Source organism: Burkholderia sp. BCC0044 (assembly GCF_902832955.1).
GTDB lineage: Bacteria > Pseudomonadota > Gammaproteobacteria > Burkholderiales > Burkholderiaceae > Burkholderia.
Genome location: NZ_CADFDO010000006.1, coordinates 205,508 through 231,057 on the forward strand (window position 1 = coordinate 205,508; position 25,550 = coordinate 231,057).

General features: G+C 69.2%; 17 protein-coding genes. 7 read left to right on the top strand and 10 right to left on the bottom strand.

The window, feature by feature from the left end; translation table 11 throughout:
- Nucleotides 1–34 precede the first annotated feature (34 nt).
- Nucleotides 35–400 carry a DUF4180 domain-containing protein gene (locus HWX14_RS31220; protein ID WP_175886079.1) on the top strand — a complete coding sequence of 122 codons (366 nt, stop codon included), beginning with the start codon at nt 35–37 and terminating at the stop codon, nt 398–400.
- Nucleotides 401–491: 91 nt separating this feature from the next.
- Here HWX14_RS31220 and HWX14_RS31225 read toward each other — a convergent pair whose 3' ends face one another.
- Genes HWX14_RS31225 through hemC form a run of 3 tightly spaced genes read right to left on the bottom strand, consistent with a single transcriptional unit; the run spans nt 492 to nt 4,656 of the window.
- On the bottom strand, nt 492–1,679 hold the full coding sequence (locus HWX14_RS31225) for a heme biosynthesis protein HemY (protein WP_175886080.1): 1,188 nt from the start codon (nt 1,677–1,679) through the stop codon (nt 492–494).
- Between the two features lie 2 nt (nt 1,680–1,681).
- Nucleotides 1,682–3,652, bottom strand: coding sequence for a fused uroporphyrinogen-III synthase HemD/membrane protein HemX (gene hemDX / locus HWX14_RS31230; RefSeq protein WP_175886081.1), 1,971 nt, complete (start codon nt 3,650–3,652; stop codon nt 1,682–1,684).
- Nucleotides 3,652–4,656, bottom strand: coding sequence for a hydroxymethylbilane synthase (gene hemC / locus HWX14_RS31235; RefSeq protein ID WP_011545947.1), 1,005 nt, complete (start codon nt 4,654–4,656; stop codon nt 3,652–3,654). The genes hemDX and hemC overlap by 1 nt, the downstream gene beginning before the upstream one ends.
- Before the next feature lie 208 nt (nt 4,657–4,864).
- Between hemC and ppc the strand changes: the two genes are divergently transcribed.
- Complete coding sequence (gene ppc, locus HWX14_RS31240; protein WP_175886082.1) at nt 4,865–7,894, top strand: phosphoenolpyruvate carboxylase; 3,030 nt, start codon at nt 4,865–4,867, stop codon at nt 7,892–7,894.
- Nucleotides 7,895–8,036: 142 nt separating this feature from the next.
- Here ppc and HWX14_RS31245 read toward each other — a convergent pair whose 3' ends face one another.
- Nucleotides 8,037–8,789: a class I SAM-dependent methyltransferase gene (locus HWX14_RS31245; protein WP_175886083.1), complete on the bottom strand. Its 753-nt coding sequence runs from the start codon at nt 8,787–8,789 to the stop codon at nt 8,037–8,039.
- 226 nt (nt 8,790–9,015) lie between these two features.
- On the opposite strand from HWX14_RS31245, the gene HWX14_RS31250 reads away from it, so the two are divergent.
- From HWX14_RS31250 to HWX14_RS31260, 3 genes are all read left to right on the top strand, one after another.
- Nucleotides 9,016–9,825, top strand: coding sequence for a helix-turn-helix transcriptional regulator (locus HWX14_RS31250; RefSeq protein ID WP_175886084.1), 810 nt, complete (start codon nt 9,016–9,018; stop codon nt 9,823–9,825).
- A 105-nt stretch (nt 9,826–9,930) separates the two neighbouring features.
- Complete coding sequence (gene argH, locus HWX14_RS31255) at nt 9,931–11,340, top strand: argininosuccinate lyase (RefSeq protein ID WP_175886085.1); 1,410 nt, start codon at nt 9,931–9,933, stop codon at nt 11,338–11,340.
- A gap of 104 nt (nt 11,341–11,444) precedes the next feature.
- On the top strand, nt 11,445–12,128 hold the full coding sequence (locus HWX14_RS31260) for an HAD family phosphatase (protein ID WP_175886086.1): 684 nt from the start codon (nt 11,445–11,447) through the stop codon (nt 12,126–12,128).
- A gap of 90 nt (nt 12,129–12,218) precedes the next feature.
- Here HWX14_RS31260 and HWX14_RS31265 read toward each other — a convergent pair whose 3' ends face one another.
- From HWX14_RS31265 to apbC, 5 genes are all read right to left on the bottom strand, one after another.
- Nucleotides 12,219–13,010, bottom strand: coding sequence for a lysozyme inhibitor LprI family protein (locus tag HWX14_RS31265; RefSeq protein WP_175886087.1), 792 nt, complete (start codon nt 13,008–13,010; stop codon nt 12,219–12,221).
- 32 nt (nt 13,011–13,042) lie between these two features.
- Complete coding sequence (locus HWX14_RS31270; RefSeq protein WP_059504824.1) at nt 13,043–15,322, bottom strand: arginine/lysine/ornithine decarboxylase; 2,280 nt, start codon at nt 15,320–15,322, stop codon at nt 13,043–13,045.
- Between the two features lie 81 nt (nt 15,323–15,403).
- Nucleotides 15,404–15,973, bottom strand: a complete 570-nt coding sequence (gene dcd / locus HWX14_RS31275) for a dCTP deaminase (RefSeq protein WP_006398615.1) — start codon at nt 15,971–15,973, stop codon at nt 15,404–15,406.
- A gap of 112 nt (nt 15,974–16,085) precedes the next feature.
- The gene (gene sodC, locus HWX14_RS31280; protein WP_175886088.1) at nt 16,086–16,622 is read right to left on the bottom strand and encodes a superoxide dismutase [Cu-Zn]; all 537 of its coding nucleotides are present in this window, start codon (nt 16,620–16,622) and stop codon (nt 16,086–16,088) included.
- Nucleotides 16,623–16,755: 133 nt separating this feature from the next.
- Entirely contained in the window at nt 16,756–17,847 is a 1,092-nt protein-coding gene (gene apbC / locus HWX14_RS31285) for an iron-sulfur cluster carrier protein ApbC (RefSeq protein WP_175886089.1), read from the bottom strand.
- A gap of 352 nt (nt 17,848–18,199) precedes the next feature.
- Here apbC and HWX14_RS31290 point away from each other — a divergent pair, with 352 nt between their 5' ends.
- Nucleotides 18,200–18,847, top strand: a complete 648-nt coding sequence (locus HWX14_RS31290; RefSeq protein WP_050012048.1) for an OmpA family protein — start codon at nt 18,200–18,202, stop codon at nt 18,845–18,847.
- A gap of 379 nt (nt 18,848–19,226) precedes the next feature.
- On the top strand, nt 19,227–21,383 hold the full coding sequence (metG, locus tag HWX14_RS31295; RefSeq protein ID WP_175886090.1) for a methionine--tRNA ligase: 2,157 nt from the start codon (nt 19,227–19,229) through the stop codon (nt 21,381–21,383).
- A 91-nt stretch (nt 21,384–21,474) separates the two neighbouring features.
- Here metG and HWX14_RS31300 read toward each other — a convergent pair whose 3' ends face one another.
- Nucleotides 21,475–25,518, bottom strand: a complete 4,044-nt coding sequence (locus tag HWX14_RS31300) for a translocation/assembly module TamB domain-containing protein (protein ID WP_175886091.1) — start codon at nt 25,516–25,518, stop codon at nt 21,475–21,477.
- Nucleotides 25,519–25,550: the final 32 nt, after the last annotated feature.

A 25,550-nucleotide genomic window follows, 5' to 3' on the forward strand; every position in this document is an offset into this window, starting at 1 on the left:
GCGCGTAACGATCATGTCGACGGAGCCAATCCGCATGCCCCATCGAATCGTTCAGGCCGCCGGCAGCCGCGTGCTGGTCCGCGATCCTTCCGGCGGCCTCGTGCAACGGGAAAGCGACGCGCTCGATCTCGTCGCGCTCGCGCACGAGCATCAAGCCGACTGGATCGCGGTCGCCACCGACGCGCTGCACGACGACTTCTACCGGCTCGACAGCGGGCTGGCCGGCGCCGTGCTGCAAAAGCTGACCAACTACGGCGTCCGGCTCGGCGTGGTCGGCGACATCGACCGTCGGCTCGCGCACAGCGAAGCGCTGCGCGCGCTCGTTCGCGAGTGCAATCGCGGAAAATCGGTCTGGTTCGTCGCGAGCGAGGACGACCTGCTGCGCAGGCTCGGCGCGTAACGCACCCCGCGCCCCGCTGCCTCGCCACGGGCGAAAAAAAGCCCCGAAGGCCGATCGGCGTTCGGGGCTTTTTACGCAGCGCAGCGCCGCGTCACACCACGGTGATCGCCAGCGCGCTTTCGCGGTAGTGCTTCGCGGCCTTGTCGGTTTCGCCGAGCTGCTCGAACAGCCGGGCGAGCGCGCGATGCGCGCGCACCTTCAGCGCCTCGTTGTCGGCCAGCTTCAGCGCCGATTCGAGGAACGACTGCGCCTTGCCCCACAGCTGCTGCTGCTGGCAGAGGCGGCCGAGCGCGAACAGCAGGTCGGCGTCTTCCGGATGATCCTTCTTCCAGCCTTCGGCCTTCTGGATCAGCGGCAGCGCATCGGCGCCGGCCGTGTCCGGATAACGGCGCAGCAGGCGCGCATCCCAGTTGTGCGCGAGCGCGTCCTCGACGATGCGGCGCGCTTCGTTGCGGCGCTCGAGCGGCACCAGCAGCTCGGCCGCGAGATCGGCCAGGCGCGGCGACTGGCGCTCGACCGGCGACAGCGACTGCCACACTTCGAGCAGCGCGTCCGGGTCGTGCCGGCGTTCGCGCAGCAGGTTTTCCGCCGCCTGCTGGCGCAGCCGCACGGCCGCGGCCGGATGCAGCGCCTCGCGCTTCTCGAGCGCCTTCGCGAGCTTCAGCACCTCGGCCCAGTTCTTCAGTTGCTGCTGCGCCCGCAGCGCGACCTGCTGCGCATGGATGCGCTTGCCGCCGGCCTGCATGTCGGCCAGCGCGGCGAGCGCGCCGTCGGCGTCGCGGGCATCCGCGCGCATGTCGGCCGCGGCGAGCAGCCGGGCGTCCTGCCACTCGGGCGCGTCGACTTTCGACAGCCAGTCGTCGCGGCGCGTGTATTCGTGCATCCGGTGCGCGGCGGTAGCGCCGACGAGACTCGCGGCGCCCAGGTTCGCGTCGACGGTCAGCGCTTCACGCGCGGCCTTCTCCGCCCGCGAGAAGCGGCCCGCGTACAGGTTCGCGATTGCATCGCGCAGCGACGCCTGTGCCTTCTCGTTACGCGAACGCGCCCGATACGCGGCGACCCGCTGCGGCATGCGCCAGATGTTGCGCACGATGCGCAGCAGCGCATACACGACGATGAACAGCACGACGATGGCGATCACGAACAGGTTCAGCGACACGTCGACCCGGTACGGCGGATAGACGAGCAGCACCTGCCCCGCGTCGAAACGGCCGACGGTGGCGAGCGCCGCGGCGATCGCGAACAGGACCGCGAGCCAGACGATTCCTCGAAGCGTCATCGTTACCCCCGGCTCTTGAACTGCTGAACGGCGTTCAGGCTCGTGTTCAGGTTCGGCACCGCGACCGTCAGCGATGCGCCGTCAACCTGCTTGAGCAGATCCTCGACGGTCTGCGTGTCCTTCGACGCCTGATCGAAATACTTGCCGAGCGACGCCTGGGCGGCGTGCAGGTCGGCCTTCATCGCGCTGTCGTTGCGCGCCAGCAGCGACAGCCGTGCGGTGAGCAGGCGCAGCTTCACGTTCTCGCGCACGAAGTAGCCTTGGTCGGGCGACGCGAGCATCGCGTCCGCGTTGTCGATCCGGCGCACCTGCACGAGGCCCTTCAGTTGCTGGCCGAGGCCGGCCGAGAAGTCGTGCCACCACACCTTCCAGCGCGGCTCGCCGGCGGCGACCGACGACGCGGTGTCGGCCGGCGCGGCCTTCGGCGCCGCGTGCGGCACGATCGCCTCGCCGGACAGCGGCAGCGCGTCGATCCTGGCGATCGCGTCGTCGAGCTTGATCGCGAGGCCGGTGAGATCGGCCGCCGGCGCGGCCTTCAGCTTCTCGATGTCCTGCGCGAGCGCCTTGCGCACCGTGACGGCCTGCGCGCTCTGCGACGTCGCGAGACGCGCATCGGCGTTCTGCAGCGCGATCAGCGCGAGCTGCGTGTTGCCGGTCAGTTGAAGCTGCTGGCTCGCGCTCGACAGCATCTGGTCGACTTCCTCGAGCATCCACGCATCGCGGTTGCGCGACAGGTCCTGGTATTGCTGCTGCAGCGCCTGCTGCGCGCTCTGCGCGTCGGCGAGCTTGCCGTCGAGCTGCGCGAGCTGCGTGTCGACCTGGTGCGTGCTCGCGAGCGCCTGCTCGGTCTTCATCCGCGTGTCGGCCGCTTGCGCATCGAGCGCCTTCTGGCGCGCGACGAACGTGCCGTCGAGCCGGTCGATCTTGCGGTTCAGCGCGTAGCCGCCGACACCCGCCGCGCAGCCGAGCACGACGACGACGAACCACAGCACCGCGCTGCCGCCGCGGCGCGCACGCGGCTCGGGCGCGAGATAAGGGGGGCTGGACGGCGGCGCGGATGCAGCGGCCGGCTGGGAAGCGACGCTTTTGGAATCGTTGGTATCTGTCATGCGTTTAGTCACCGGTGCGGCTGTCGCCGGTTGGACGGCCTCGTCGGCCATCGTTCGAAACGCGCGGACGATGCGCTCATCGCCCGCGCCGGTCAGCGTAATCCTATCAAAACCCAATGCACGCGCGGTCTGCTCGATCCGCGGGTGCGGCGTGACGAGCGGCGCATGCTTCAGCGCGTCGATCTCGGCATCGTTCAGGTGGGCCCGCGCGAGCTCGTGCAGGTTGCGCACGCCTTCCGAGCTCGTGACGAGCCACGCGTGCGGCTGGCCGTCGAGCAGCGCGTGCACGCGCTCCCACGCGCCGACGCGCGGCTCGGGCACGACGCGCCGGTACGCGGCGACGAGCGTGACGTCCGCACCGGCCTCGCGCAAGCGCTCGGCGAGCCATTCGCGGCCGCCGTCGCCGCGCACGATCAGCACGCGCTTGCCGGCCAGCGCCTGCGCGCCGCCGAACGCGGCCTCGATGCTCGCGAACAGGCTTTCCGAATCGTAATGGGGCACGCCGCCGTCGGCCGGCGCCTGCGGCGCGATCACGCGATGCGCGGGCGCCGCGATGCCGTGGCGCTCGAGCGCCGCGACGCTGCCGGGCCCGACCACGCCGACCGGCAGCGCGTTCGGCCAGATCGCGTCGTACCGCGCGAGCGCGCGGTCGATCGCGTTCGGCGACACGAAAATCACCAGCGCGTAGTCGGCCAGCGCCGCGAACGCGGCGTCGAGCCCCGCCGGATCGTCGACCGGCGCGATATCGATCAGCGGGAATTCGAGCACGTCGCAGCCGGCGTCGGCCAGTTGCGACGCGAGTGCGTCGGACTGCCCGTCCGGACGCGTCAGGACAGCGGTGAACGCGCGCGCGCCGCCCGCCATCAGGCGTCGCCCTTGCCCGCGGCCTGCGAGCTCGCGAGCAGCGCCTGGACGATGTCGAGCGCGCCTTGCGCCTCGAGCTCGTCGGACACCGCGCGGCCGAGCGCGAGCGCATCGGCGACGGTCACGACCGCGCCACACTCCTCGGCCGTCAGCACGCGCTTGCCGTCGGTGGTCGACACGCGGCCCGTCAGGTACAGCTCGCCCGCGCGCCACACCGCGTGCGCGGCGAGCGGCACCTCGCAGCTGCCGCCGAGCGCGCGCGACACCATCCGCTCGGCCTCGACCGCGAGCGCGGTCTGCGGGTCGTGCAGCGGCGCGAGCCACGCGGCGACGTCGTCGCGGTGCGCGGCGATCTCGATGCCGAGCGCGCCTTGGCCGGCCGCGGGCGGGCTGGCCTCGACGTCGAGCAGCGCGCGGATCCGCGCTTCGAGGCCGAGGCGTTTCAGGCCGGCGGCCGCGAGGATGATCGCCGCGTAGTCGCCGCGGTCGAGCTTCGCGAGGCGCGTGTCGAGGTTGCCGCGCAGCGGCAGGACCTCGAGGTGCGGATAACGCGAACGCAGCATCGCCTCGCGACGCAGGCTCGACGTGCCGACGACCGCGCCGGCCGGCAGCGCGTCGAGCGACGCGTAGTCGTTCGACACGAACGCATCGCGCGGATCTTCGCGTTCCATGATCGCGGCGAGCGAGAAGCCGTCGGGCAGCGCCATCGGCACGTCCTTCAGCGAATGCACGGCGAGATCGGCGCGGCCGTCGGCCAGCGCGGCCTCCAGTTCCTTCACGAACAGGCCCTTGCCGCCGACCTTCGACAGCGTGCGATCGAGAATCTGATCGCCGCGCGTCGTCATCCCGAGGATTTTCACGTCACAAGCTGGATATAATTTGCGCAGCGCATCACGCACATGTTCGGCTTGCCACATCGCCAGGCGGCTCTCGCGCGAAGCAATCGTCAACGTCGCGGGCGGCTGTGCCTGCTGCGGCCCGGCCGCGGGGGTCTCGGAATTCATTGCTGGAACATCGAAGGACGGGATTGAAGATCGAACAATGGTAGCACGCACGCCCCGGCCCGCCCGGGCCCGGAGCCTGCGCCCGGCCTGCTTGCGCGCGGGTCGCGGCGCCGTTGTGCGGAGGTGCCGCACGTAGCTGGTTGCTTGACCGCAGTTCCCGCAGTTTCCGCAGTTCCTTTTGACTCGAGCTTTCCCAAGGAAACCCATCGTGAAGTCTTCCGGATCGGCGCGTACGGCGCGCCGCAATGCTGCCTTGCCCTCCCCCGATGCCTCCCCGGACACCGTCGCCACCGCCGCGAACGGCCGTGCGAAAACGGCAACGAAACCCACGGCAACGAAACCGAAAGACCCGATACGTCAGACGAAACCCACGACGAAAGCCGCCGACGCCGCGGCCCGCAAAGCCGTCGCGCCGAAGGCCGGCACCCGCACGCGCGACGACAAGGACCGCCCGCTGTTCGAGGACATCCGCTTCCTCGGCCGCCTGCTCGGCGACGTCGTGCGCGAACAGGAAGGCGATACGGTGTTCGACGTGGTCGAGACGATCCGCCAGACCGCGGTCAAGTTCCGCCGCGAGGACGACAGCGAAGCCGCGCAGACGCTCGAGAAGAAGCTGCGCAAGCTGACGCCGGAGCAGACGGTGAGCGTCGTGCGTGCGTTCAGCTATTTCTCGCACCTCGCCAACATCGCGGAAGACCGCCACCACAACCGCCGCCGCCGCATCCACGCGCTGGCCGGCTCCGCGCCGCAGCCCGGCACGGTCGCATACGCGCTCGACCAGCTGAAAACCACCGGCAACGCGTCGAAGCGTCTGCTGCAGCGCTTCTTCGACGATGCGCTGATCGTGCCGGTGCTGACCGCGCACCCGACCGAAGTACAGCGCAAGAGCATCCTCGACGCGCAGCACGACATCGCGCGCCTGCTCGCCGAGCGCGACCAGGAGCTGACCGCGCGCGAGCGCCAGTACAACGAAGCGATGCTGCGCGCGCGCGTGACCGCGCTGTGGCAGACGCGCATGCTGCGCGACGCACGCCTGACGGTCGGCGACGAGATCGAGAACGCGCTGTCGTACTACCGCGCGACGTTCCTCGACGAACTGCCCGCGCTGTACGGCGACATCGAGGCCGCGCTCGCCGAGCACGGCCTGTCGGCGCGCGTGCCCGCGTTCTTCCAGATGGGCAGCTGGATCGGCGGCGATCGCGACGGCAACCCGAACGTGACGGCCGCGACGCTCGACGAGGCGATCAACCGCCAGGCCGCGGTGATCCTCGAGCACTATCTGGAGCAGGTGCACAAGCTCGGCGCCGAGCTGTCGGTGTCGAACCTGCTGGTCGGCGCGAACGACGCGGTGAAGGCGCTCGCGGCCGCGTCGCCCGACCAGTCGCCGCATCGCGTCGACGAACCGTATCGCCGCGCGCTGATCGGCATCTACACGCGGCTCGCCGCGAGCGCGCGCGTGCGCCTCGGCGAAGGCACGGTGCCGGTGCGCAGCGCGGGCCGCGGCGCGCCGCCCGTGCGGGCGATTCCGTACGAGGATTCCGAAGCGTTCGTCGCCGATCTGAAGGTGCTGACCGCGTCGCTCGACGAACACCACGGCGCATCGCTCGCCACACCGCGCCTCGCGCCGCTCGTGCGCGCGGCCGAAGTGTTCGGCTTCCATCTCGCGAGCATCGACCTGCGCCAGAGTTCCGACGTCCACGAGGCGGTGGTCGCCGAGCTGTTCGCGCGCGCGGGCGTCGAGGCCGACTATGCGGCGCTCGCCGAGGAAGACAAGCTGCGCGTGCTGCTCGCCGCGCTCGCCGATCCGCGCCCGTTGCGCTCGCCGTACATCGAATACTCGGCGCTCGCGCAAAGCGAGCTGGGCGTGTTCGAGAAGGCGCGCGAGGTCCGCGCGCAATTCGGCGCGCGCGCGGTGCGCAACTACATCATTTCGCACACGGAAACCGTCAGCGACCTCGTCGAGGTATTGCTGCTGCAGAAGGAGACGGGCCTGCTCGAAGGCACGCTCGGCGTGCCGGGCAGCCACGCGAAGAACAGCCTGATGGTGATTCCGCTGTTCGAGACGATCCCCGACCTGCGCGACGCGTCGCGCATCATGCGCGAATACTTCGCGCTGCCGGGCATCGACGCGCTGGTCGCGCACCAGGGCGCCGAACAGGAAGTGATGCTCGGCTACTCGGACAGCAACAAGGACGGCGGCTTCCTCACGTCGAACTGGGAGCTGTATCGCGCGGAACTCGCGCTCGTCGACCTGTTCCGCGAGCGCAAGATCACGCTGCGGCTGTTCCACGGCCGCGGCGGCACGGTCGGCCGCGGAGGCGGCCCGACCTACCAGGCGATCCTGTCGCAGCCGCCGGGCACCGTGAACGGCCAGATCCGCCTGACCGAACAGGGCGAGGTGATCGCGAGCAAGTTCGCGAACCCGTCGATCGGCCGGCGCAACCTCGAGACGGTCGTCGCCGCGACGCTCGAGGCGTCGCTGCTGCCGCAGTCGAACGCACCGGCGCAGTTGCCCGCGTTCGAGGCCGCGATGCAGACGCTGTCCGATTCGGCGATGGCCGCGTACCGCGCGCTCGTCTACGAAACCCCGGGCTTCACCGACTACTTCTTCTCGTCGACGCCGATCACCGAGATCGCCGAGCTGAACATCGGCAGCCGCCCGGCGTCGCGCAAGCTGCAGGATCCGAAGCAGCGCAAGATCGAGGATCTGCGTGCGATTCCGTGGGGCTTCTCGTGGGGCCAGTGCCGGTTGCTGCTGACCGGCTGGTACGGCTTCGGCAGCGCGGTGAGCGCGTATCTCGACGGTGCGCAGGACGACGCCGAACGCGCGAAACGCGTGACGCTGCTGAAGAAGATGAACAAGACCTGGCCGTTCTTCTCGAACCTGCTGTCGAACATGGACATGGTGCTCGCGAAGACCGATCTCGCGGTCGCGTCGCGCTATGCGCAGCTCGTGTCCGACCGCAAGCTGCGCAAGCACGTGTTCGAGCGGATCGTCGCGGAATGGGAGCGCACGTCGCAGGCGCTCGCGGAAATCACCGGGCAGGAAGGCCGCCTCGCGACCAACCCGCTGCTCGCGCGCTCGATCAAGAACCGCTTCCCGTATCTCGATCCGCTGAATCACCTGCAGGTCGAGCTGATCAAGCGTCACCGCGCGGGCGACACGAACGCGCGGCTGCGCCGCGGGATTCACCTGACGATCAACGGGATCGCGGCCGGCCTGCGCAACACCGGCTGATCCGCAGGCGGCGCGGGCGCCGGGTGTGTTCGGCGCCGGCCGGGATAACGAAAGCCGCGATACGCGTTCGTGCGTATCGCGGCTTTTTTCATGCGCCGGAGAAATGGTGAAATGGCGCAACGGCGCGGCGCGCGCCGCACGCTCAGCGCGCGTCGATCAGCAACGCATCGTGCTCGAACGAACCGTCGGGCTGCACCGCGTAATAGCCGCGCACCTCGTCCGGCGCATGCGCCCACAGCGCGCGGATGCCGGCGACGCTGTCGGCCGGCGTGCGGATGCGCTCGACCCACGTGTCGAAATCGATCGGGAGCCGCCAGCGGCCGTGCACCTGCGCGTCGAAACCGGCTTCACGGAACATCGCGAGCCATTCGTCCGCGCGGTAGTCGCGCACGTGCGACGCGTCGCGCAGCACTTCCGCAGCCTGCAGGTACGTATCGAGCAGCGGATGATCGTTGCCCGCGATGTCGATCATCAGCACGCGGCCGCCCGGCTTCAACACGCGGCGCACCTCGGCGAGCGCCGCGCGCATGTCGTGCCAGTGGTGCGCGCTCATGCGGCTCACGACCCAGTCGAACGTCGCGGTGTCGAACGGCAACCGCTCGGCCGGGCCCTGCTGCGTGCGGATGTTCGCGAGCCCGCGCTCGCGCGCGGCCGCGTCGACGGTCGCGAGCATCGGCGCGGCGAGATCGTACGCGACCACGTCGCGCACGTGCGGCGCGACCGCGAAGCTCGCGTGGCCGGCGCCGCACCCGAGATCGAGCACCGCGGCATCGGGCGTCGCACTCACCGCGTCGGCGAGCGTCTGCAGGTCGGCGCCCGTCGCATGAACCGTGCTCGTCAGATAGGCGGCAGCCGTCGTGCCGAATGCGTCGGCGACCTGGTCGTGGTGTTTCATCGTTCGCTCCTTTTCTCGATGCAGTCGGCCGAACCCGGCGCTTCAGCGCGCGATCCGGCCCCGTGCAACGCGTTGTGTGGGACGCCCGCTGCCCTGCCAGCGCGCGAGCCGCTACAATAGGCCTGCGTTTGTACCAGTACAAGTTAAGTAGTTATTCTGGTATTCGATCCACCTGTCTGATCGTTCGATCGTTACCGCGTCTTCGCTCCCACTTCGTCGTTTCCGCATGAGCCAGCCGTCCTCCGCCCCCGTCCCGCCGCTCGACGCCACGCCCGCCCGCGCGCTCGGCGAATTCATCCGCGCCCACCGCGAGCGGCTGTCGCCGCAGGCCATCGGCCTGCCGCCCGGCCCGCGCCGCCGCACGCCGGGACTGCGGCGCGAGGAAGTCGCGCAACTGTGCGGCGTCAGCCCGACCTGGTACACGTGGATCGAACAGGGCCGGCCCGTATCGGCCTCGGCCGACGCGCTCGCCCGGATCGCCGTCGCGCTGCAGCTGTCGAAGGCCGAGCGCGCGTACCTGTTCGAGCTGGCCGCGCAACGCGACCCGGCCGAGCCCGACGTCGCGGCCGGCGACCTGCCGCCGACGCTCGCCGCGACCGTCGCCGCGATCGCGACGCCCGCCTACGTGCTCGACCGCCAATGGAACGCGCTCGCGTGGAATGCGCCGGCCGCCGCGCTCTTTTCCGGCTGGCTCGACGGCGAGCACGACCGCAACCTGCTGCGCTTCACGTTCATGTCGCCGGCCGCGCGCACGCTGATCGTCGACTGGGAGACCCGCGCGCGGCGGCTCGCGGCCGAATTCCGCGCGGATTCGATCCGCCATCTGGCCGACGCGCCGACGCGCGCGCTGATCGACGCGCTGACGGCCGGCAGCGACGCGTTCGCGCAGTACTGGGCGTCGCAGGACGTGTTCGAGCGCGAAGGCGGGCTGCGCGAATTCGACCATCCGGCCGACGGCCGCCTGGTGTACCAGCAGATCACGCTGAAGCCCGCGCACCGCGAGGACCTGAAGCTCGTCGTGCTGGTGCGCGACTGAGCACCGGCCACGCCGGCAAAGGCCGGCGGGCCGGCCCGCGAATGTTAGAATCGCGGGATTCCCTCGGCGGCGCACGGCCGCCCAACTCCCCTTCGAAGAATCGCCATGACGTCCCAACTGCACAAAAAGGGCGAGGCCTGGTCGGCCCGCTTCTCCGAACCGATGTCGGACCTGGTCAAGCGCTACACGTCGTCGGTGTTTTTCGACAAGCGCCTCGCGCTCGTCGACATCGCCGGCTCGCTCGCGCACGCGAACATGCTCGCCGCGCAGAAGATCATCAGCGCCGACGACCTGGCCGCGATCGAACGCGGGATGGCGCAGATCAAGGGCGAGATCGAGCGCGGCGAATTCGAATGGCAGCTCGACCTGGAAGACGTCCACCTGAACATCGAGGCGCGCCTGACCGCGCTGATCGGCGATGCCGGCAAGCGCCTGCACACGGGCCGCTCGCGCAACGACCAGGTCGCGACCGATATCCGCCTGTGGCTGCGCGGCGAGATCGACCGCATCGGCGGACTGCTGACCGACCTGCGCGGCGCGCTGATCGACCTCGCGGAACAGAACGCCGACACGATCATGCCGGGCTTCACGCACCTGCAGGTCGCGCAGCCGGTCACGTTCGGCCACCACCTGCTCGCGTACGTCGAGATGTTCACGCGCGACGCGGAACGCATGCGCGACTGCCGCACCCGCGTGAACCGCCTGCCGCTCGGCGCGGCCGCGCTCGCGGGCACGAGCTACCCGATCGACCGCCACGCAGTGGCGAAGACGCTCGGCTTCGACGGCATCTGCGCGAACTCGCTCGACGCGGTGTCCGATCGCGATTTCGCGATCGAATTCACGGCGGCGTCCGCGCTCGTGATGACGCACGTGTCGCGCTTCTCCGAAGAACTCGTGCTGTGGATGAGCCCGCGCGTCGGCTTCATCGACATCGCCGACCGCTTCTGCACCGGCAGCTCGATCATGCCGCAGAAGAAGAACCCGGACGTGCCCGAGCTCGCGCGCGGCAAGACCGGCCGCGTGAACGGCCACCTGATGGCGCTGCTCACGCTGATGAAGGGCCAGCCGCTCGCGTACAACAAGGACAACCAGGAAGACAAGGAACCGCTGTTCGACACGGTCGACACCGTCGCCGACACGCTGCGGATCTTCGCCGAGATGGTCGCCGGCATCACCGTGAAGCCGGACGCGATGCGCGCGGCCGCGCTCCAGGGCTTCTCGACCGCCACCGACCTCGCCGACTACCTGGTCAAGCGCGGCCTGCCGTTCCGCGACGCGCACGAAGCCGTCGCGCACGCGGTGAAGATCTGCGACGACCGCGGGATCGACCTCGCCGACCTGACGCTCGACGAAATGAAGCAGGAACTGCCGAACGTCGCGCACCTGATCGGCGACGACGTGTTCGGCTACCTGACGCTCGAAGGGTCGGTCGCGAGCCGCAACCACCCGGGCGGCACCGCGCCCGACCAGGTGCGCGCGGCCGTCAAGGCTGCCCGCGCCGCGCTGGGCAAGTAACGGCCCGCGGTCCCTGACGGACGCCTTCGGCGTCCGTTTTTCATTCGGGCGGCCGTCGCGCCGCCCGTCGCCTTCCCCGCTTCATCGCTTCACGGATGCCCCCGATGACCTTTTCCGCCGCGCTCTTCGACATGGACGGCCTGCTCGTCGATTCCGAGCGGACCATCATGAACACGTGGATCGACGTGTCGAACGCGCACGGCGTCGTGCTGACCGAGATCGATTATCTGCAGATCGTCGGCCGCTCGTTCGCCGAAGGCCAGGTGATCCTCGCGCGGCTGATCGGCGACGCTGACACGTTCGACGCGGTACGCATCCGCGTGCGCGAGCAACTCGCCGCGCCTGAACCCCATCCGAAGTTTCCGCTGAAGTCGGGCGCGCTCGCGCTGCTCGACACGCTCGCGCAGGCCGGCATTCCGTGCGCGGTCGCGTCGTCGTCCGCGCGCGACGTGATCCGCGCGCGGCTCGACGCGGTCGGCGTGCTGCCGTTCTTCCGCGCGATCGCGGGCGGCGACGAAGTCGCGCGCGGCAAGCCCGACCCGGCCGTCTACCGGCTCGCGGCCGAACGCCTCGGCGTGCCGGCGCACGCGTGCGTCGCGTTCGAGGACAGCGACTTCGGCGCGCAGTCGGCGGCCGGCGCGGGCGCGGCGGTCGTCACCGTGCCCGACCTGAAGGCGCCGACGCCCGAGATCGTCGCGCTGAGCCTGCACGTGCTCGCGTCGCTCGACGACGCGGTCGCGCTCGTGCCGTCGTGGTTCGGCCGTCTGGACACGCAGCAGCCCGCATAAACGGCGCTACACGCCTCCCAAAATGCAAACGGGCACCCGAGGGTGCCCGTTTTGCGTTGCCGCGCCGGATCGCCGGCATCGCGGCGATGCCTACCGGTTGCCGGCCGTCTCCGACAGCCGCTTCATCGTCGCGATGCGCGCGCCGATCAGGTCGACGCGTCCGTCCTCGCCGACGAGCGGCGCCGTCGCATCGCGGAACGCCACCCACGCGCGTTGCGCGCGCACCAGCGTCGCGGCCGAATGCGCGGGCATCTTGCGGCGCAGCTTCTGGTAATAGCGGTTCAGGTCGAACAGCGCGTGTTCGCACGCGGCGTCCTGCGCACACGGCCGCACCCGGCGCACCGCCGGATCGCGCGACGCGTTCGCCGGCCTGGCGCCGGCCGGCGCGACCGCCCCCGCCCCGCCCTGCGCACCGCTCGTCGCCGCGACCGGCACGGCCGCGGGCGGCGGCGCATAGCGATCGGCCGCCCCGCGCAGCGCCAGCGCGCGATCGCGCACCGGCTGCAGTTGCAGGTCGGCGCTCGACATCGCATACGCGGTGCCGCGCGTCGTGTCGTACACGGCCTTCAGCAGCAGCACTTCGTCCTTGCGCCACGTGAGCCAGTGGCGCTGGCTGTCCTGCCAGCCGCGCTTCGCGTCGGCCGGCGCATCCTTCGACAGGCGCTGGTACGCGCCGTCCATCACGGCCTGCCACTGCTGCTGCGCTTCGCCCATGCACTGGATCTGCCCGGCCGGCGACGACCGGTCGCGCCGCGCGAGGCATTGCCGCATCGCGACGTCGATCGGATCGGCCGCCGCGACTTCCGCATGGGCGACACCCGCGCCCGCGAGCCCCGTCAATCCTGCCGCCCAGACGACGAGCGCGGCCAGCGCCGCGCGCATCGTCCGGATTCGTCCGTGCGTCGCCGTCGCCATCAGTCGCGCACGCAGTCGACGAAGTACTCGACGCGGCCGTTCACCTCTTCCGCGACGAGGCCGTGGATGTCGGTGTGGAAGCCCGGGAAGCGCTCGTTGAAGTCGCGCGCGAACCGCAGGTAGTTCACGATCGTCTTGTTGAAGCGCTCGCCCGGAATCAGCAGCGGGATGCCCGGCGGGTACGGCGTGAGCAGGATGCTCGTCACGCGGCCTTCGAGCTCGTCGAGCGGCACGCGGTCGATCTTGCGGTGCGCGAGCTTCGCGAACGCGTCCGACGGCTTCATCGCCGGCTCCATGTCCGACAGGTACATCTCCGTCGTCAGGCGCGCGATGTCGTTCGCGCGGTACACGTCGTGGATCTGCGTGCACAGGTCGCGCAGGCCGACGCGCTCGTAGCGCGGATGCTGCGCGACGAATTCCGGCAGCACGCGCCACAGCGGCTGGTTGTTGTCGTAGTCGTCCTTGAACTGTTGCAGCTCGGTCACCATCGAGTTCCAGCGGCCCTTCGTGATGCCGATCGTGAACATGATGAAGAACGAGTACAGGCCGGTCTTCTCGACGATGATCCCGTGCTCGGCCAGGTACTTCGTGACGATCGCGGCCGGAATGCCCGTCTCGCCGAACTCGCCGTCGACGTCGAGCCCCGGCGTGATGATCGTCGCCTTGATCGGGTCGAGCATGTTGAAGCCTTCCGCGAGCGGGCCGAAGCCGTGCCAGTGGTCGTTCGGCTTCAGCATCCAGTCTTCGCGCGAACCGATGCCTTCCTCGGACAGGTTGTCCGGGCCCCACACGCTGAAGAACCAGTCGTCGCCATACTCGGCGTCGACCTTGCGCATCGCGCGGCGGAAGTCGATCGCCTCGGCGATCGATTCCTCGACGAGCGCGGTGCCGCCCGGCGGCTCCATCATCGCGGCCGCGACGTCGCACGACGCGATGATCGCGTACTGCGGGCTCGTCGACGTGTGCATCAGGTACGCCTCGTTGAAGCGGTGCTTGTCGAATGTGCGGTTCTCCGAATCCTGCACGACGATCTGCGACGCCTGCGAAATGCCGGCGAGCAGCTTGTGCGTCGAGTGCGTCGCGAACACGAGCGCGCCCGTGCGCGGACGGCCGTCGCCGATCGCGTGCATGTCGCGGTAGAAATCGTGGAACGTCGCGTGCGGCAGCCACGCTTCGTCGAAGTGCAGCGTGTCGAGCAGGTCGCCGAGCAGGTCCTTGATCATCTCGACGTTGTAGACCACGCCGTCGTACGTGCTCTGCGTGATCGTCAGGATCCGCGGCTTCATGTCCGGGTTCTGGCGCATCGCCTCGCGCGCGAACGGGTTCGCCTCGATCTTCTTGCGGATGTTCTCCGGCTTGAATTCGTCGCGCGGGATCGGCCCGATGATGCCGAAATGGTTGCGCGTCGGCGTAAGGAACACGGGGATCGCGCCCGTCATCGTGATCGCGTGCAGGATCGACTTGTGGCAGTTGCGGTCGACCAGCACGATGTCGCCGGGGGCGACCGTCGCATGCCAGACGATCTTGTTCGACGTCGACGTGCCGTTGGTCACGAAGAACAGGTGGTCGGCGCTGAAGATGCGCGCCGCGTTGCGCTCGGACGCCGCCACCGGCCCCGTGTGGTCGAGCAGCTGGCCGAGTTCATCGACCGCGTTGCACACGTCCGCGCGCAGCATGTTCTCGCCGAAGAACTGGTGGAACATCTGGCCGAGCGGGTTCTTCAGGAACGCGACGCCGCCCGAGTGGCCCGGGCAGTGCCACGAGTACGAGCCTTCGTCCGCGTACTTCACCAGTTCCTTGAAGAACGGCGGCGCGAGCGAGTCGAGATAAACCTTCGCCTCGCGGATGATGTGGCGCGCGACGAACTCCGGCGTGTCCTCGAACATGTGGATGAAGCCGTGCAGTTCGCGCAGGATGTCGTTCGGCAGATGGCGCGACGTGCGCGTCTCGCCGTACAGGAAGATCGGGATGTCCGCGTTGCGGCGGCGCACTTCGGTGACGAACGCGCGCAGCTCGATGATCGCGGTCGCGAGCTCGGGCAGCTCGCCGTCCGGGCCGGTTTCGCCGAGCATGAGTTCGTCGTCGTCGATCGACAGGATGAAGCACGACGCGCGGCTCGATTGCTGCGCGAACGACGTCAGATCGCCGTAGCTCGTGAGGCCGAGGACTTCGACGCCCTCCTTCTCGATCGCTTCGGCCAACGCCCGGATGCCGGAGCCCGAGATGTTCTCGGAGCGGAAATCTTCGTCGATGATGACGACGGGAAAACGAAACTTCATGGGCGATTCTCCAAAAAGAACGACCGCGGCGCGTCACGCGCAGCGGTCACCCGGAAACTGGTGAGACGTTATGCAACCAGATCAGGTTTTCGGCAGCGTGACACCGCGCTGACCCTGATACTTGCCGCCGCGATCGGCGTACGACACGTCGCACACCTCGTCGCTTTCGAAGAAGAGCACCTGCGCGACGCCTTCGTTCGCGTAGATCTTCGCGGGCAACGGCGTGGTGTTCGAGAATTCCAGCGTGACGTAGCCTTCCCACTCGGGTTCGAACGGCGTCACGTTGACGATGATCCCGCAGCGCGCGTAGGTCGACTTGCCGAGGCAGACGGTCAGCACGGTGCGCGGGATGCGGAAATATTCGACGGTGCGGGCCAGCGCAAACGAGTTCGGCGGGATGATGCACACGTCGCCCTTGAAATCGACAAACGAACCCTCGTCGAAGTTCTTCGGATCGACGATCGTCGAGTTGATGTTCGTGAAGATCTTGAATTCGTCCGCGCAGCGGATGTCGTAGCCGTAGCTCGACGTGCCGTAGCTGACGATCCGGCGGCCGTCCTCGGACGCGCGGACCTGATCGGGCACGAACGGCTCGATCATCTTGTGCTCTTCGGCCATGCGCCGAATCCATTTGTCGGACTTGATGCTCATATCGGGGCGCCTGGAAACGCTGCGTGACGGTAAACGAAGGCCGCCGGGTCGGGACGGCGGCCGGGAAAGGCGCACATTTTACGCGATCATCGGCCCACGCACGCGGCGGCCGTCACCGGATCACGCCGCAAGCCAGCGCGGGCCCCGCGCCATGCTGCGGAAACGCCGGGTCGCTCGAGTCGCGGTGCACCAGCGCCGCGCGGTTCATCGCCGAGCGCACGCCATCGAGGGCCAGATCGGGCGCGACGATGAAGCCGGCCGCGACGCCGTTCGCATCCGCGTGGATGTTGCCGAGATCGCCGGCGACGCGCGCGCCCGCGCGCAACCGGTCGGCGGCCGGTGCGAACACCTGGCCGGCGCTCGAACCGTCGCCCGCGTTGCAGTCGCCGCGTTCATGCACCTGCAGCGCGTGATCGCTGTTCGGCGGCAGGCCGACCAGGTTGTAGGTGACCTGCACGCCGTCCGGGCGCTCGACGAACGTCACCGCGCCGCGCGCCTGCGAGCCGACCGTTGGCTGCAACTGCGCGTCGGCCCGTTTTTCGTGCGACGAGGAAAAGGAGGTACAGCCGGCCAGCAGGCCCAGCGCGGCGGCGGCCAGCAGCGCGCGCTGCACGCGGCCGGCGCGCACGCCGTGATGTCGTTGTTTCATTCGATCCTCATGCCGGCTGGCCGCCGTTTGAGACGACGGCCGCGCCGGGCGGGTAAAGGGACCCGGGAAAAGTCGCCATGATACCGCGCCTCGCGGCGCCGTAAACAGCGTGAGGCCCCGCCCCGCAAGGGTTTTACGTATTTTGAACAACGATCGACGGGAACTTCGACGTCATGTCGCGCGATCGCTCGGCAATCGCCAGCGCGACCCCGCGCGCGATGTCGCGGTAGCGACGCGCAAGCGCGCCATCCGGATCGGCCGCGACCGTCGGCGTGCCGCTGTCGGCGCGCTCGCGGATCGCGATGTCGAGCGGCAGGCTGCCGAGCACGGTCACGTCGTAATCCTTCGCCATCCGCTCCGCCCCGCCGGCGCCGAAGATGTGCTCCTCGTGGCCGCAGTTCGAGCAGATGTGGATGCTCATGTTCTCGACGATGCCGAGGATCGGGATCCCGACCTTCTCGAACATCTTCAGCCCCTTCTTCGCGTCGAGCAGCGCGATGTCCTGCGGCGTCGTGACGATCACCGCGCCGGTGACGGGCACGCGCTGCGCGAGCGTGAGCTGGATGTCGCCAGTGCCCGGCGGCATGTCGACGATCAGGTAGTCGAGCTCGCGCCAGTTGGTCTGGCGCAGCAGCTGCTCGAGCGCGGACGTCGCCATCGGGCCGCGCCACACCATCGGGTTGTCTTCCTCGATCAGGAAGCCGATCGAGTTCGCCTGCAGCCCGTGGCCGACCAGCGGGTTCATCGACTGGTTGTCCGGCGACTCGGGGCGCTGGCCGTGGATGCCGAGCATCGTCGGCAGCGACGGGCCGTAGATGTCGGCGTCGAGAATGCCGACCGACGCGCCTTCCGCGGCGAGCGCGAGCGCGAGGTTCACGGCCGTCGTGCTCTTGCCCACGCCGCCCTTGCCCGACGCGACCGCGACGATGTTCTTCACGTTCGGCAACAGCTTCACGCCGCGCTGCACCGTGTGCGCGACGATCTCCTGCGACACGGCGACGCGTGCGTCGCGCACGCCCGGCACGGCCTGCAGCGCCGCGGCGACGCGCGCACGCACGTCGTCGTGCTGGCTGCGCGCCGGATAACCGAGCACCACGTCGAGCGCCACGACATCGCCGTCGATCGCGACGTTGCGCACGCCCTTGTTCGCCGCGTACGGGCGGCCGGTATTGGGATCGACGACTGCCGCCAGCGCGGCGTCGACTTGTGCCCGGTCAATGCTCATCAAAACTCCGTGAAAACGTTTTTCTCGCGCGCAAACGTCAAAAAATATCAAATTACGCTGCGAAAATCGGGAAAAGTGAAAGAATCTGTTGCACGCCATTGCGCGAACGCGCGACCCGGCGCACTCTTCGCGTGCGGCATGCTATAGGGCCAAATCGGCCACTCACCGCCTATATTGTAGAGGCTGACGCGTCGCACTGCCCGAACAGCCACGCTGACGGACAGGGCATGCGACCGCCTCGGCGGCTGCCGCGAGCACGGGTCTGCCCGCCTTTTTCGGGCAGCCCGCGCAGGGAGCCATCACTGTTGTTTGTCGTCGTTGTCGACTCGTTCAACCAAGAGAGGAATCCAAGATGAACATGAAAATCGCGACTCGCCTGTCCGTCTTCGCACTCGCCGGCGCCTTGCTGGCAGGCTGCGCCACGCAGCAAGGTAACAACACGGCCGTCGGCACCGGCACGGGTGCGGCGCTGGGCGCGGGCATCGGCGCACTGGCCGGTGGCGGCAAGGGCGCGGCGATCGGGGCAGGCGTCGGCGCACTGGTCGGCGGCGTGACGGGGTACAACTGGCAAGCGATCAAGAACAAGCTCGCACCGTCGGCAGCGCAGACGGGCACGCAGGTCACCGAGCAGCCGGACGGCTCGCTGAAGCTGAACGTGCCGAGCTCGGTCACGTTCGCGACCAACCAGTACGCGATCACGCCGGCGTTCACGCCGCTGCTGAACGACCTGGCGACGACCCTGAACCAGAACCCGCAAGTGACGGCGTCGATCGTCGGCTACACGGACAGCACGGGCTCGGCGCAGCTGAACCAGACGCTGTCGCAGAACCGCGCGCAAAGCGTCGTCAACGCGCTCGTGCAGCGCGGCGTGAACGGCGGCCGTCTGTCGGCGCAAGGCATGGGCCCGTCGAACCCGATCGCGGACAACGCGACCGAAGCCGGCCGCGCACAGAACCGCCGCGTCGAGATCTACCTGCGCGCACCGCAACAGCATCAGTAAGCACGACCACGAGGGGAAACGTGCGGGCGCCTTGCCCGCACAGCCCCGCCTGACAAGGCTTCGGGCGGGGCCGGTAACAAATCGAAAAAATTTTCGAACTTCTGTCGCAGGCCGTGGTCAGTATTTACGGTACGCGGCTGGCGTTGCCGGCGCGTCACCATTCTCCTCTTGTCGTTGTTGCTCCGGGGCCGTATCCGCCCCGGTTTTTTTTGCCCGCAGAATTCATGCTGCGTTGCAGCACAACGCCGCCGGGCACGCCGCGTGTGCGGCTCCGCCCGTTCCGGCGCCCGGTCCGCCGCGCCTGCCCGCCGCGCTCGCCCGCGCCCCTGCTAGAATCGCAATTTCCCGTCGTTTTTCCCGCTGTTCTTCTCAAGACCCTATGTCCGCATCCGACCTCACTTCCGTGCAGGCTGCGGCGCCGCAAGGCAGCCGCCAGATCCTCGTTACGTCCGCACTGCCCTATGCCAACGGGCAGATCCACATCGGCCACCTGGTCGAGTACATCCAGACCGACATCTGGGTGCGGACGCTGCGAATGCATGGTCATGAGGTCTACTACATCGGCGCCGACGATACGCACGGCACGCCAGTCATGCTGCGCGCGGAGAAGGAAGGCCTGACGCCGAAGCAGCTGATCGACCGCGTGTGGACCGAGCACAAGCGCGACTTCGACAGCTTCGGCGTGTCGTTCGACAACTTCTATTCGACCGATTCGGACGAGAACCGCGTGCTGAGCGAGAAGATCTATCTCGCGCTGCAGGAAGCCGGCCTGATCGCCGAACGCGAAATCGAGCAGGCGTACGATCCGGTCAAGGAAATGTTCCTGCCGGACCGCTTCATCAAGGGCGAGTGCCCGAAGTGCCACGCGAAGGACCAGTACGGCGACAGCTGCGAAGTGTGCGGCTCGACGTACCTGCCGACCGAACTGCTGAACCCGTATTCGGTCGTGTCGGGCGCGACGCCGGTGCGCAAGACCTCGAAGCACTACTTCTTCCGCCTGTCCGATCCGCGCTGCGAATCGTTCCTGCGCGAATGGGTCAGCGGCCTCGCGCAGCCCGAAGCGACCAACAAGATGCGCGAATGGCTCGGCGACGCCGGCGAAGCCAAGCTCGCCGACTGGGACATCTCGCGTGACGCGCCGTACTTCGGCTTCGAGATCCCGGGCGCGCCCGGCAAGTACTTCTACGTGTGGCTCGACGCGCCGGTCGGCTACTACGCGAGCTTCAAGAACCTGTGCGACCGTAACGGCGTCGATTTCGATGCATGGATCCGTCCGGGCTCGAAGGCCGAGCAGTATCACTTCATCGGCAAGGACATCCTGTACTTCCACACGTTGTTCTGGCCCGCGATGCTCGAGTTCTCGGGCCACCGCACGCCGACCAACGTGTTCGCGCACGGCTTCCTGACGGTCGACGGCGCGAAGATGTCGAAATCGCGCGGTACGTTCATCACCGCGCAGAGCTACATCGACACCGGCCTGAACCCCGAGTGGCTGCGCTACTACTACGCCGCGAAGCTGAACGCGACGATGGAAGACATCGACCTGAACCTCGACGACTTCCAGGCGCGCGTGAACAGCGATCTCGTCGGCAAGTACGTGAACATCGCGAGCCGCGCGGCCGGCTTCCTGATCAAGCGTTTCGACGGCCGCGTGCAGGACAGCGCGATGAATCATCCGCTCGTCGCAAAGCTGCGCGAGGCGATTCCACAGATCGCCGCGAGCTACGAAGCACGCGAATACGGCCGCGCGCTGCGCCACACGATGGAGCTCGCGGACGAAGTGAACGCGTACGTCGACGGCGCGAAGCCGTGGGATCTCGCGAAGGATCCGGCCAACGCGGTCGCGCTGCACGAAACCTGCAGCGTGAGCCTCGAAGCCTTCCGCCTGCTGTCGCTCGCGCTGAAGCCGGTGATGCCGCGCGTGGCCGAAGCGGTCGAGGCGTTCTTCGGGATCGCGCCGCTCGCGTGGGCCGATGCCGCGAAGCCGCTGTCGTCGGCGCAGCCGATCAAGGCGTACCAGCACCTGATGACGCGCGTCGACGCGAAGCAGATCGAGGCGCTGCTCGCCGCGAACCGCGATTCGCTGCAGGCCGAGGCAACGGGTGCGGCCGCCGCGAGCGCGAGCGCCGCGAAGGAGGCGAAGAGCAACGCGAAGGCGAACGCGAAGCCGGCCGTCGTGAACGGCGCCGACGACGCACCGATCTCGATCGACGATTTCGCGAAGATCGACCTGCGCATCGCGAAGATCGTCGCGTGCCAGGCGGTCGAAGGCTCGGACAAGCTGCTGCAGCTCACGCTCGACGTCGGCGAGGAAAAGACCCGCAACGTGTTCTCGGGCATCAAGTCCGCGTACCAGCCCGAGCAGCTCGTCGGCAAGCTGACGGTGATGGTCGCGAACCTCGCGCCGCGCAAGATGAAGTTCGGGCTGTCCGAAGGGATGGTGCTCGCCGCGTCGGCCACCGACGAGAAGGCGGAACCGGGTCTCTACATCCTCGAGCCGCACAGCGGCGCGAAGCCCGGCATGCGCGTGAAGTAAGCCGAGCGCGCTGCCGCCGGCGCAAAAAAGCCCCGCACGGTTTGAATCGTGCGGGGCTTTTTTATCGCGGCCCGGTACGCCGCGTGCGCGGTCACCGCTGCCCGAACCAGCGATCGAAGCGCCGCGTGTAGTTCAGGTCGACGCCCTGGAACGTGCCGCCGTACGCGGACACCGACCAGAAGCGCGTCAGGTTGATCGTCGCCTTGAACGCGTTGCTCGCCGATTGCAGCCCCTGCTCGAAGCCGAGCACGAACCGCTCGTTGATCGCCTTCGACACCAGCACGACCTGCGGATCGGTCAGGCCGACCTCGCTGCGGCCGACCGACACCTCGTCGAGGCCGAAGGTCTGCGCGACGCGCTTGCCGGTCACGCTGCCGAGCAGCCCGAGCGCCGCCGTCATCGCCCCCTGCTGACCGACGTTGTTGCCCTGGTCGGTGCCGTGCCCGAACAGCAGCCACGACAGCTTTTCGTTGTCCGTCACGTTCGGCTCCGACACGAGCTTGACCGTCGGCGACTGGATCGTGCCCGTCACCTGCACGCCGGCCTCGACCTCCTGGTTGCGCCGCATCGCGAGGATGTTGACGCCCGGGTTCGACACCGGGCCGTTGAACGTGAAGAAGCCGTTCTCGATCGCGAGCTTGCGGCCGAACGTCGTGTACGTCGAGCCTTCGGTCACGCGCACGTTGCCGACCGCGCGCAGCGGCACGCCCGGCGCGCTCATCACGGTGATCGTGCCGCGCAGCCCGAGATCCGCGCCGTGGCCCTTGAAACGGAAGTTGTTGCCGAGCCCGACGTCGATGTTCGCGCGCGGCGCCAGCGACGGCGCCGGCTTGTTGTCGACCGGCTTCGGCTTCGCGGCCGCGGTGCCGGTCGGCGTCTCGCCGCGCACCGTGCCGTCCGGCTGCACGATCACGACGTCGTCCGACAGGTGCGGCGCCGATTGCTCGGGCAGGTCGAACAGCGCGCGATCGACCACGAACTTGCCGTCGATCGACAGCGCGCCGCGCGGCCCGTCGTTCGCGACGGTGGCCTTGCCCGACAGCGACAGCTTGCGGTCCGGCGCCGCGAACAGTTCGAGCTTGTCCGCGACGATGCTCGCGGTCAGGTCGGGCGCTTCGCCGTCGAGGCGCACGCGGCCGAGCGCGCGCAGCGTGCCGTCGCCGCCGTGGAATTCGACCTGCTGGAATTCGACGAGGTTGTCCGACAGCTTCACGCGCACGATGCCGTCCTTCAGTTGCACGCCCTGGTCGATCAGCGTCGCGGACAGCTCGTCGCCCGTCAGCGTCCCGGACAGGTTCGGTTTCACCGGCGTGCCGGAGACCGTCAGCTTCAGCGCCGCGCGCCCGCCGAGCAGGTAGCTCGGCCCGAACAGGTTGCCGGTGGTCTTCAGCGCCGGGATGTCGGCGTCGATGCGGCCCGACAGCGGGCCGTCGTCGACGATGCCGAACACGCCGTCGCGCAGCGCGAACGGCACGGTGACGTTCGCGTCGAGCGTGCCGATCCGGCTCGCCTTCGCGAGCGCCGTCACGTTCAGCCGGTTGCCCGGCGCGAAACTCGCACGCGCGGACAGATCGGTCAGGCCGAGCGATGCGATGCCGCGCCCGGTCTCGATCGTCACGTCGCCGCCGCGGCGCTTCACCTGCACGTAGCCCGTCGCGTTCGCGCCGAGCGAGAAATCCCAGTCGGCATCGAGTACGACGTCGGTGCGCACCGGCGGCCGCTGGCCGGTCAGTTCCTGCCGTACCTCGAGGAAACGCGCGACCGACGCGCCGCTCACCGAACCGGCCGAGCGCATCTGGCCGTGATCGAACACGAACGACTTCAGGTCGATCGCCGCGCCTTCGAGCGTGAGCCGCGTCGCGCCGAGCGTCACGCGGCCGGCGCCGGCCGATATCGTCAGCGGCGCCTGCAGCGCGAGCGCCGGCGTGCCGCGGTTCGCGAGACGCGTGACGGTGCCGTCCCAGCGCATGCCGTCGCGGTTCTCGACCACGCCGCCGTTCGCCGCGAGCGTCAGGTCGATCACGCGGCCGCCGGCCATCCCGAGCGCCGACGCGTCGAGCGTGTGCTTCGCGCGCGTGCCGTCGAGGTTCGCGCGCAACGACTTCAGCTTGAACGAGCCGAGTGCGATGTCGGCCGCGTCGGCCGTGAACACGAGCGCGCCGTGCGCGCCGTCGCGGATGTCCGCGCGGCCCTGCGCGGTGCCGATCCGGTTCGAGCCGACGACGACGTGCTCGGCCTTGTAGGTCGCCGTCACGTTCGGATGCGCGAAGCTGCCGGTCAGGTCGCCCTGCGCCTGCACGAGCCCTTCGACGCCGAAGCCGAGGCGGTCGAGCTGCGGCGCGTCGACGACGAAGCGCAGCCGGTCGCCGGGCGCGCCGAAGCTGCCGCGCAGGTCGACGTGGTTGCCGGCGATCGACAGGTTCGCGTTGCTCGGCAGGATCCGCGAGCCCGCGAGTTGCACGACGCCGGCGCCGGTCAGCGGCACGCCGTCGTACAGACTGTCGGCGAGCTTGAAGGTCGCCTTCGTCGACACCTGCGGCGCGAACGCGCCCGACGCGGTCAGCGTGCCCGACACGCGCGTCTCGCCGCGCTTGGCCGGCGCCTTGGCCGCTTTGGCGAGCGCCTTGCCGCCGCCCGCCTTCGGCGCGCTCATCGCGGCGAGCAGCAGCGGATCGAACGCGGTCAGCGTCGCCTTCGCGTCATAGGTCGAACGCGCGTCGTGGCGGAACACGCCCGTCAGGTCGATGCGCCCCTTGCCCGCCGTCACGCGCGTGTCGGTCAGTACGGTTTGCTGCTTCGTCAGCGCGACCTTGGCGCGCGCGCCGAGCGCGAGCTTCGGGTCGTTCAGGTTGAAATCGATGGTCGTCACGTCGCCCGCGAGCGTGACGCCAAGCGGGCCGCCGAGGCGCATCGGCCGCAACTCGGCGACGAACGCGTTCAGGTCGAGGTTCGCGACCTTCAGGTCGAAGCGGCCCTTGCCGCCCGTAAGCGTGCCGCCGCCGGTCATGCTGCCATCGCGAATAAGCTTCAGCGCGAGGCCATCGATCCGCTGCGCGTGCGCGTCGAGATGCACGGTCGCATGCGCGTCGACCACCGGCAGCAGATGGTCGCCGAGCGTGCCCGGCTTCGCGTTGACGATCGACACCGGCCCGGTCACCGCGAACCCCTTCGCGGGCGCCGAACCGGCCGGCGCGCTCACCGGTGCAAGTTCCGCGCGCACTGCCAGATCGGCCGCGGGCGCGCCGGGCGACAGCGCCTGCGGGTTCACGTGGTCGAACGCGAGCGACGCACGCGTGAGCGGCACTGTGCCGAACGGCGCGGCCTCGACGTGCGCGCGCCCGTTCAGCTTCATCCCGCTCGCGGAGACGTCGGCGACGAGCGCTTCGAGCGACCCCGATACGTTCGCGCTCGCGTTGACCGGTTCGTCGGCGAGTTTGCCCACGTAGGTCGCGTCGCCCGTCAGCGCGAACGGCTTCACGCCGTCGAGCTTCGCGCGCGCGGTCAACGCGCCGTACGGCGTATCGACGCCGTCGAGCACGAGCTCATGGTGGCGGCCGTCGCTGCGGCCGTTCAGCGCGAGATGGTCGAGCTGCGTCGTCGAGCCGCCTTCGTGAATGGCAAGGCGATCGACGCGCAGGTCGTCGATCCGCACCTGCAGCGGCAGGCTCAGGTCCTGCGGCGTCGTACTCGGCGTCGACGGCCCCGGCACGATCCGCACGTCGATCGTGCCGGCGCGCAGATAGGCGACGGACAGCCGCCACGGTGCACGCGTGAGCGCCCAGCGGCCGTCGAGCCGGTCGATGCGAACCTCGGTGCCGGTGCCGTCGGGGCTGGTCCACGCGAACCCGCGCAAGCGCACGCCGGTCGCGAGCGAGCCGCCTTCGAGCGTGCCCGCGAGCCGCGTGCCGAGCACCTTGCCGGCGACCTGCCACGCGAGCCGCGTGCCGCGCTCGGTCGTCACCGCGCCCAGCACGAGCGCCGCCGCCAGCACGACGAGCAGCACGACCGTCGCGAGCGTCCACGCGACGACGCGCCACGCGCGGCCGCGGCGCGGCGCGCGCGGCGGCGTACCGGGCGCGCCGTCGGGCGAATCCGGATCGTGAGGCGGCGGCGTGTCGTTCGGGTCCTTCGTCATGCGGTTCGTCGTGCGGGTCGTCGTCAATAGGA

What these genes read in the sequence shown, in the direction of transcription:
- HWX14_RS31220 (WP_175886079.1), top strand. Translation starts at nt 35, where the DNA reads ATGCCCCATCGAATCGTTCAGGCCGCCGGCAGCCGCGTGCTGGTCCGC.
- HWX14_RS31225 (WP_175886080.1), bottom strand. Translation starts at nt 1,679, where the DNA reads ATGACGCTTCGAGGAATCGTCTGGCTCGCGGTCCTGTTCGCGATCGCC.
- hemDX (WP_175886081.1), bottom strand. Translation starts at nt 3,652, where the DNA reads ATGGCGGGCGGCGCGCGCGCGTTCACCGCTGTCCTGACGCGTCCGGAC.
- hemC (WP_011545947.1), bottom strand. Translation starts at nt 4,656, where the DNA reads ATGAATTCCGAGACCCCCGCGGCCGGGCCGCAGCAGGCACAGCCGCCC.
- HWX14_RS31245 (WP_175886083.1), bottom strand. Translation starts at nt 8,789, where the DNA reads ATGAAACACCACGACCAGGTCGCCGACGCATTCGGCACGACGGCTGCC.
- HWX14_RS31250 (WP_175886084.1), top strand. Translation starts at nt 9,016, where the DNA reads ATGAGCCAGCCGTCCTCCGCCCCCGTCCCGCCGCTCGACGCCACGCCC.
- argH (WP_175886085.1), top strand. Translation starts at nt 9,931, where the DNA reads ATGACGTCCCAACTGCACAAAAAGGGCGAGGCCTGGTCGGCCCGCTTC.
- HWX14_RS31260 (WP_175886086.1), top strand. Translation starts at nt 11,445, where the DNA reads ATGACCTTTTCCGCCGCGCTCTTCGACATGGACGGCCTGCTCGTCGAT.
- HWX14_RS31265 (WP_175886087.1), bottom strand. Translation starts at nt 13,010, where the DNA reads ATGCGCGCGGCGCTGGCCGCGCTCGTCGTCTGGGCGGCAGGATTGACG.
- HWX14_RS31270 (WP_059504824.1), bottom strand. Translation starts at nt 15,322, where the DNA reads ATGAAGTTTCGTTTTCCCGTCGTCATCATCGACGAAGATTTCCGCTCC.
- dcd (WP_006398615.1), bottom strand. Translation starts at nt 15,973, where the DNA reads ATGAGCATCAAGTCCGACAAATGGATTCGGCGCATGGCCGAAGAGCAC.
- sodC (WP_175886088.1), bottom strand. Translation starts at nt 16,622, where the DNA reads ATGAAACAACGACATCACGGCGTGCGCGCCGGCCGCGTGCAGCGCGCG.
- apbC (WP_175886089.1), bottom strand. Translation starts at nt 17,847, where the DNA reads ATGAGCATTGACCGGGCACAAGTCGACGCCGCGCTGGCGGCAGTCGTC.
- HWX14_RS31290 (WP_050012048.1), top strand. Translation starts at nt 18,200, where the DNA reads ATGAACATGAAAATCGCGACTCGCCTGTCCGTCTTCGCACTCGCCGGC.
- metG (WP_175886090.1), top strand. Translation starts at nt 19,227, where the DNA reads ATGTCCGCATCCGACCTCACTTCCGTGCAGGCTGCGGCGCCGCAAGGC.
- HWX14_RS31300 (WP_175886091.1), bottom strand. Translation starts at nt 25,518, where the DNA reads ATGACGAAGGACCCGAACGACACGCCGCCGCCTCACGATCCGGATTCG.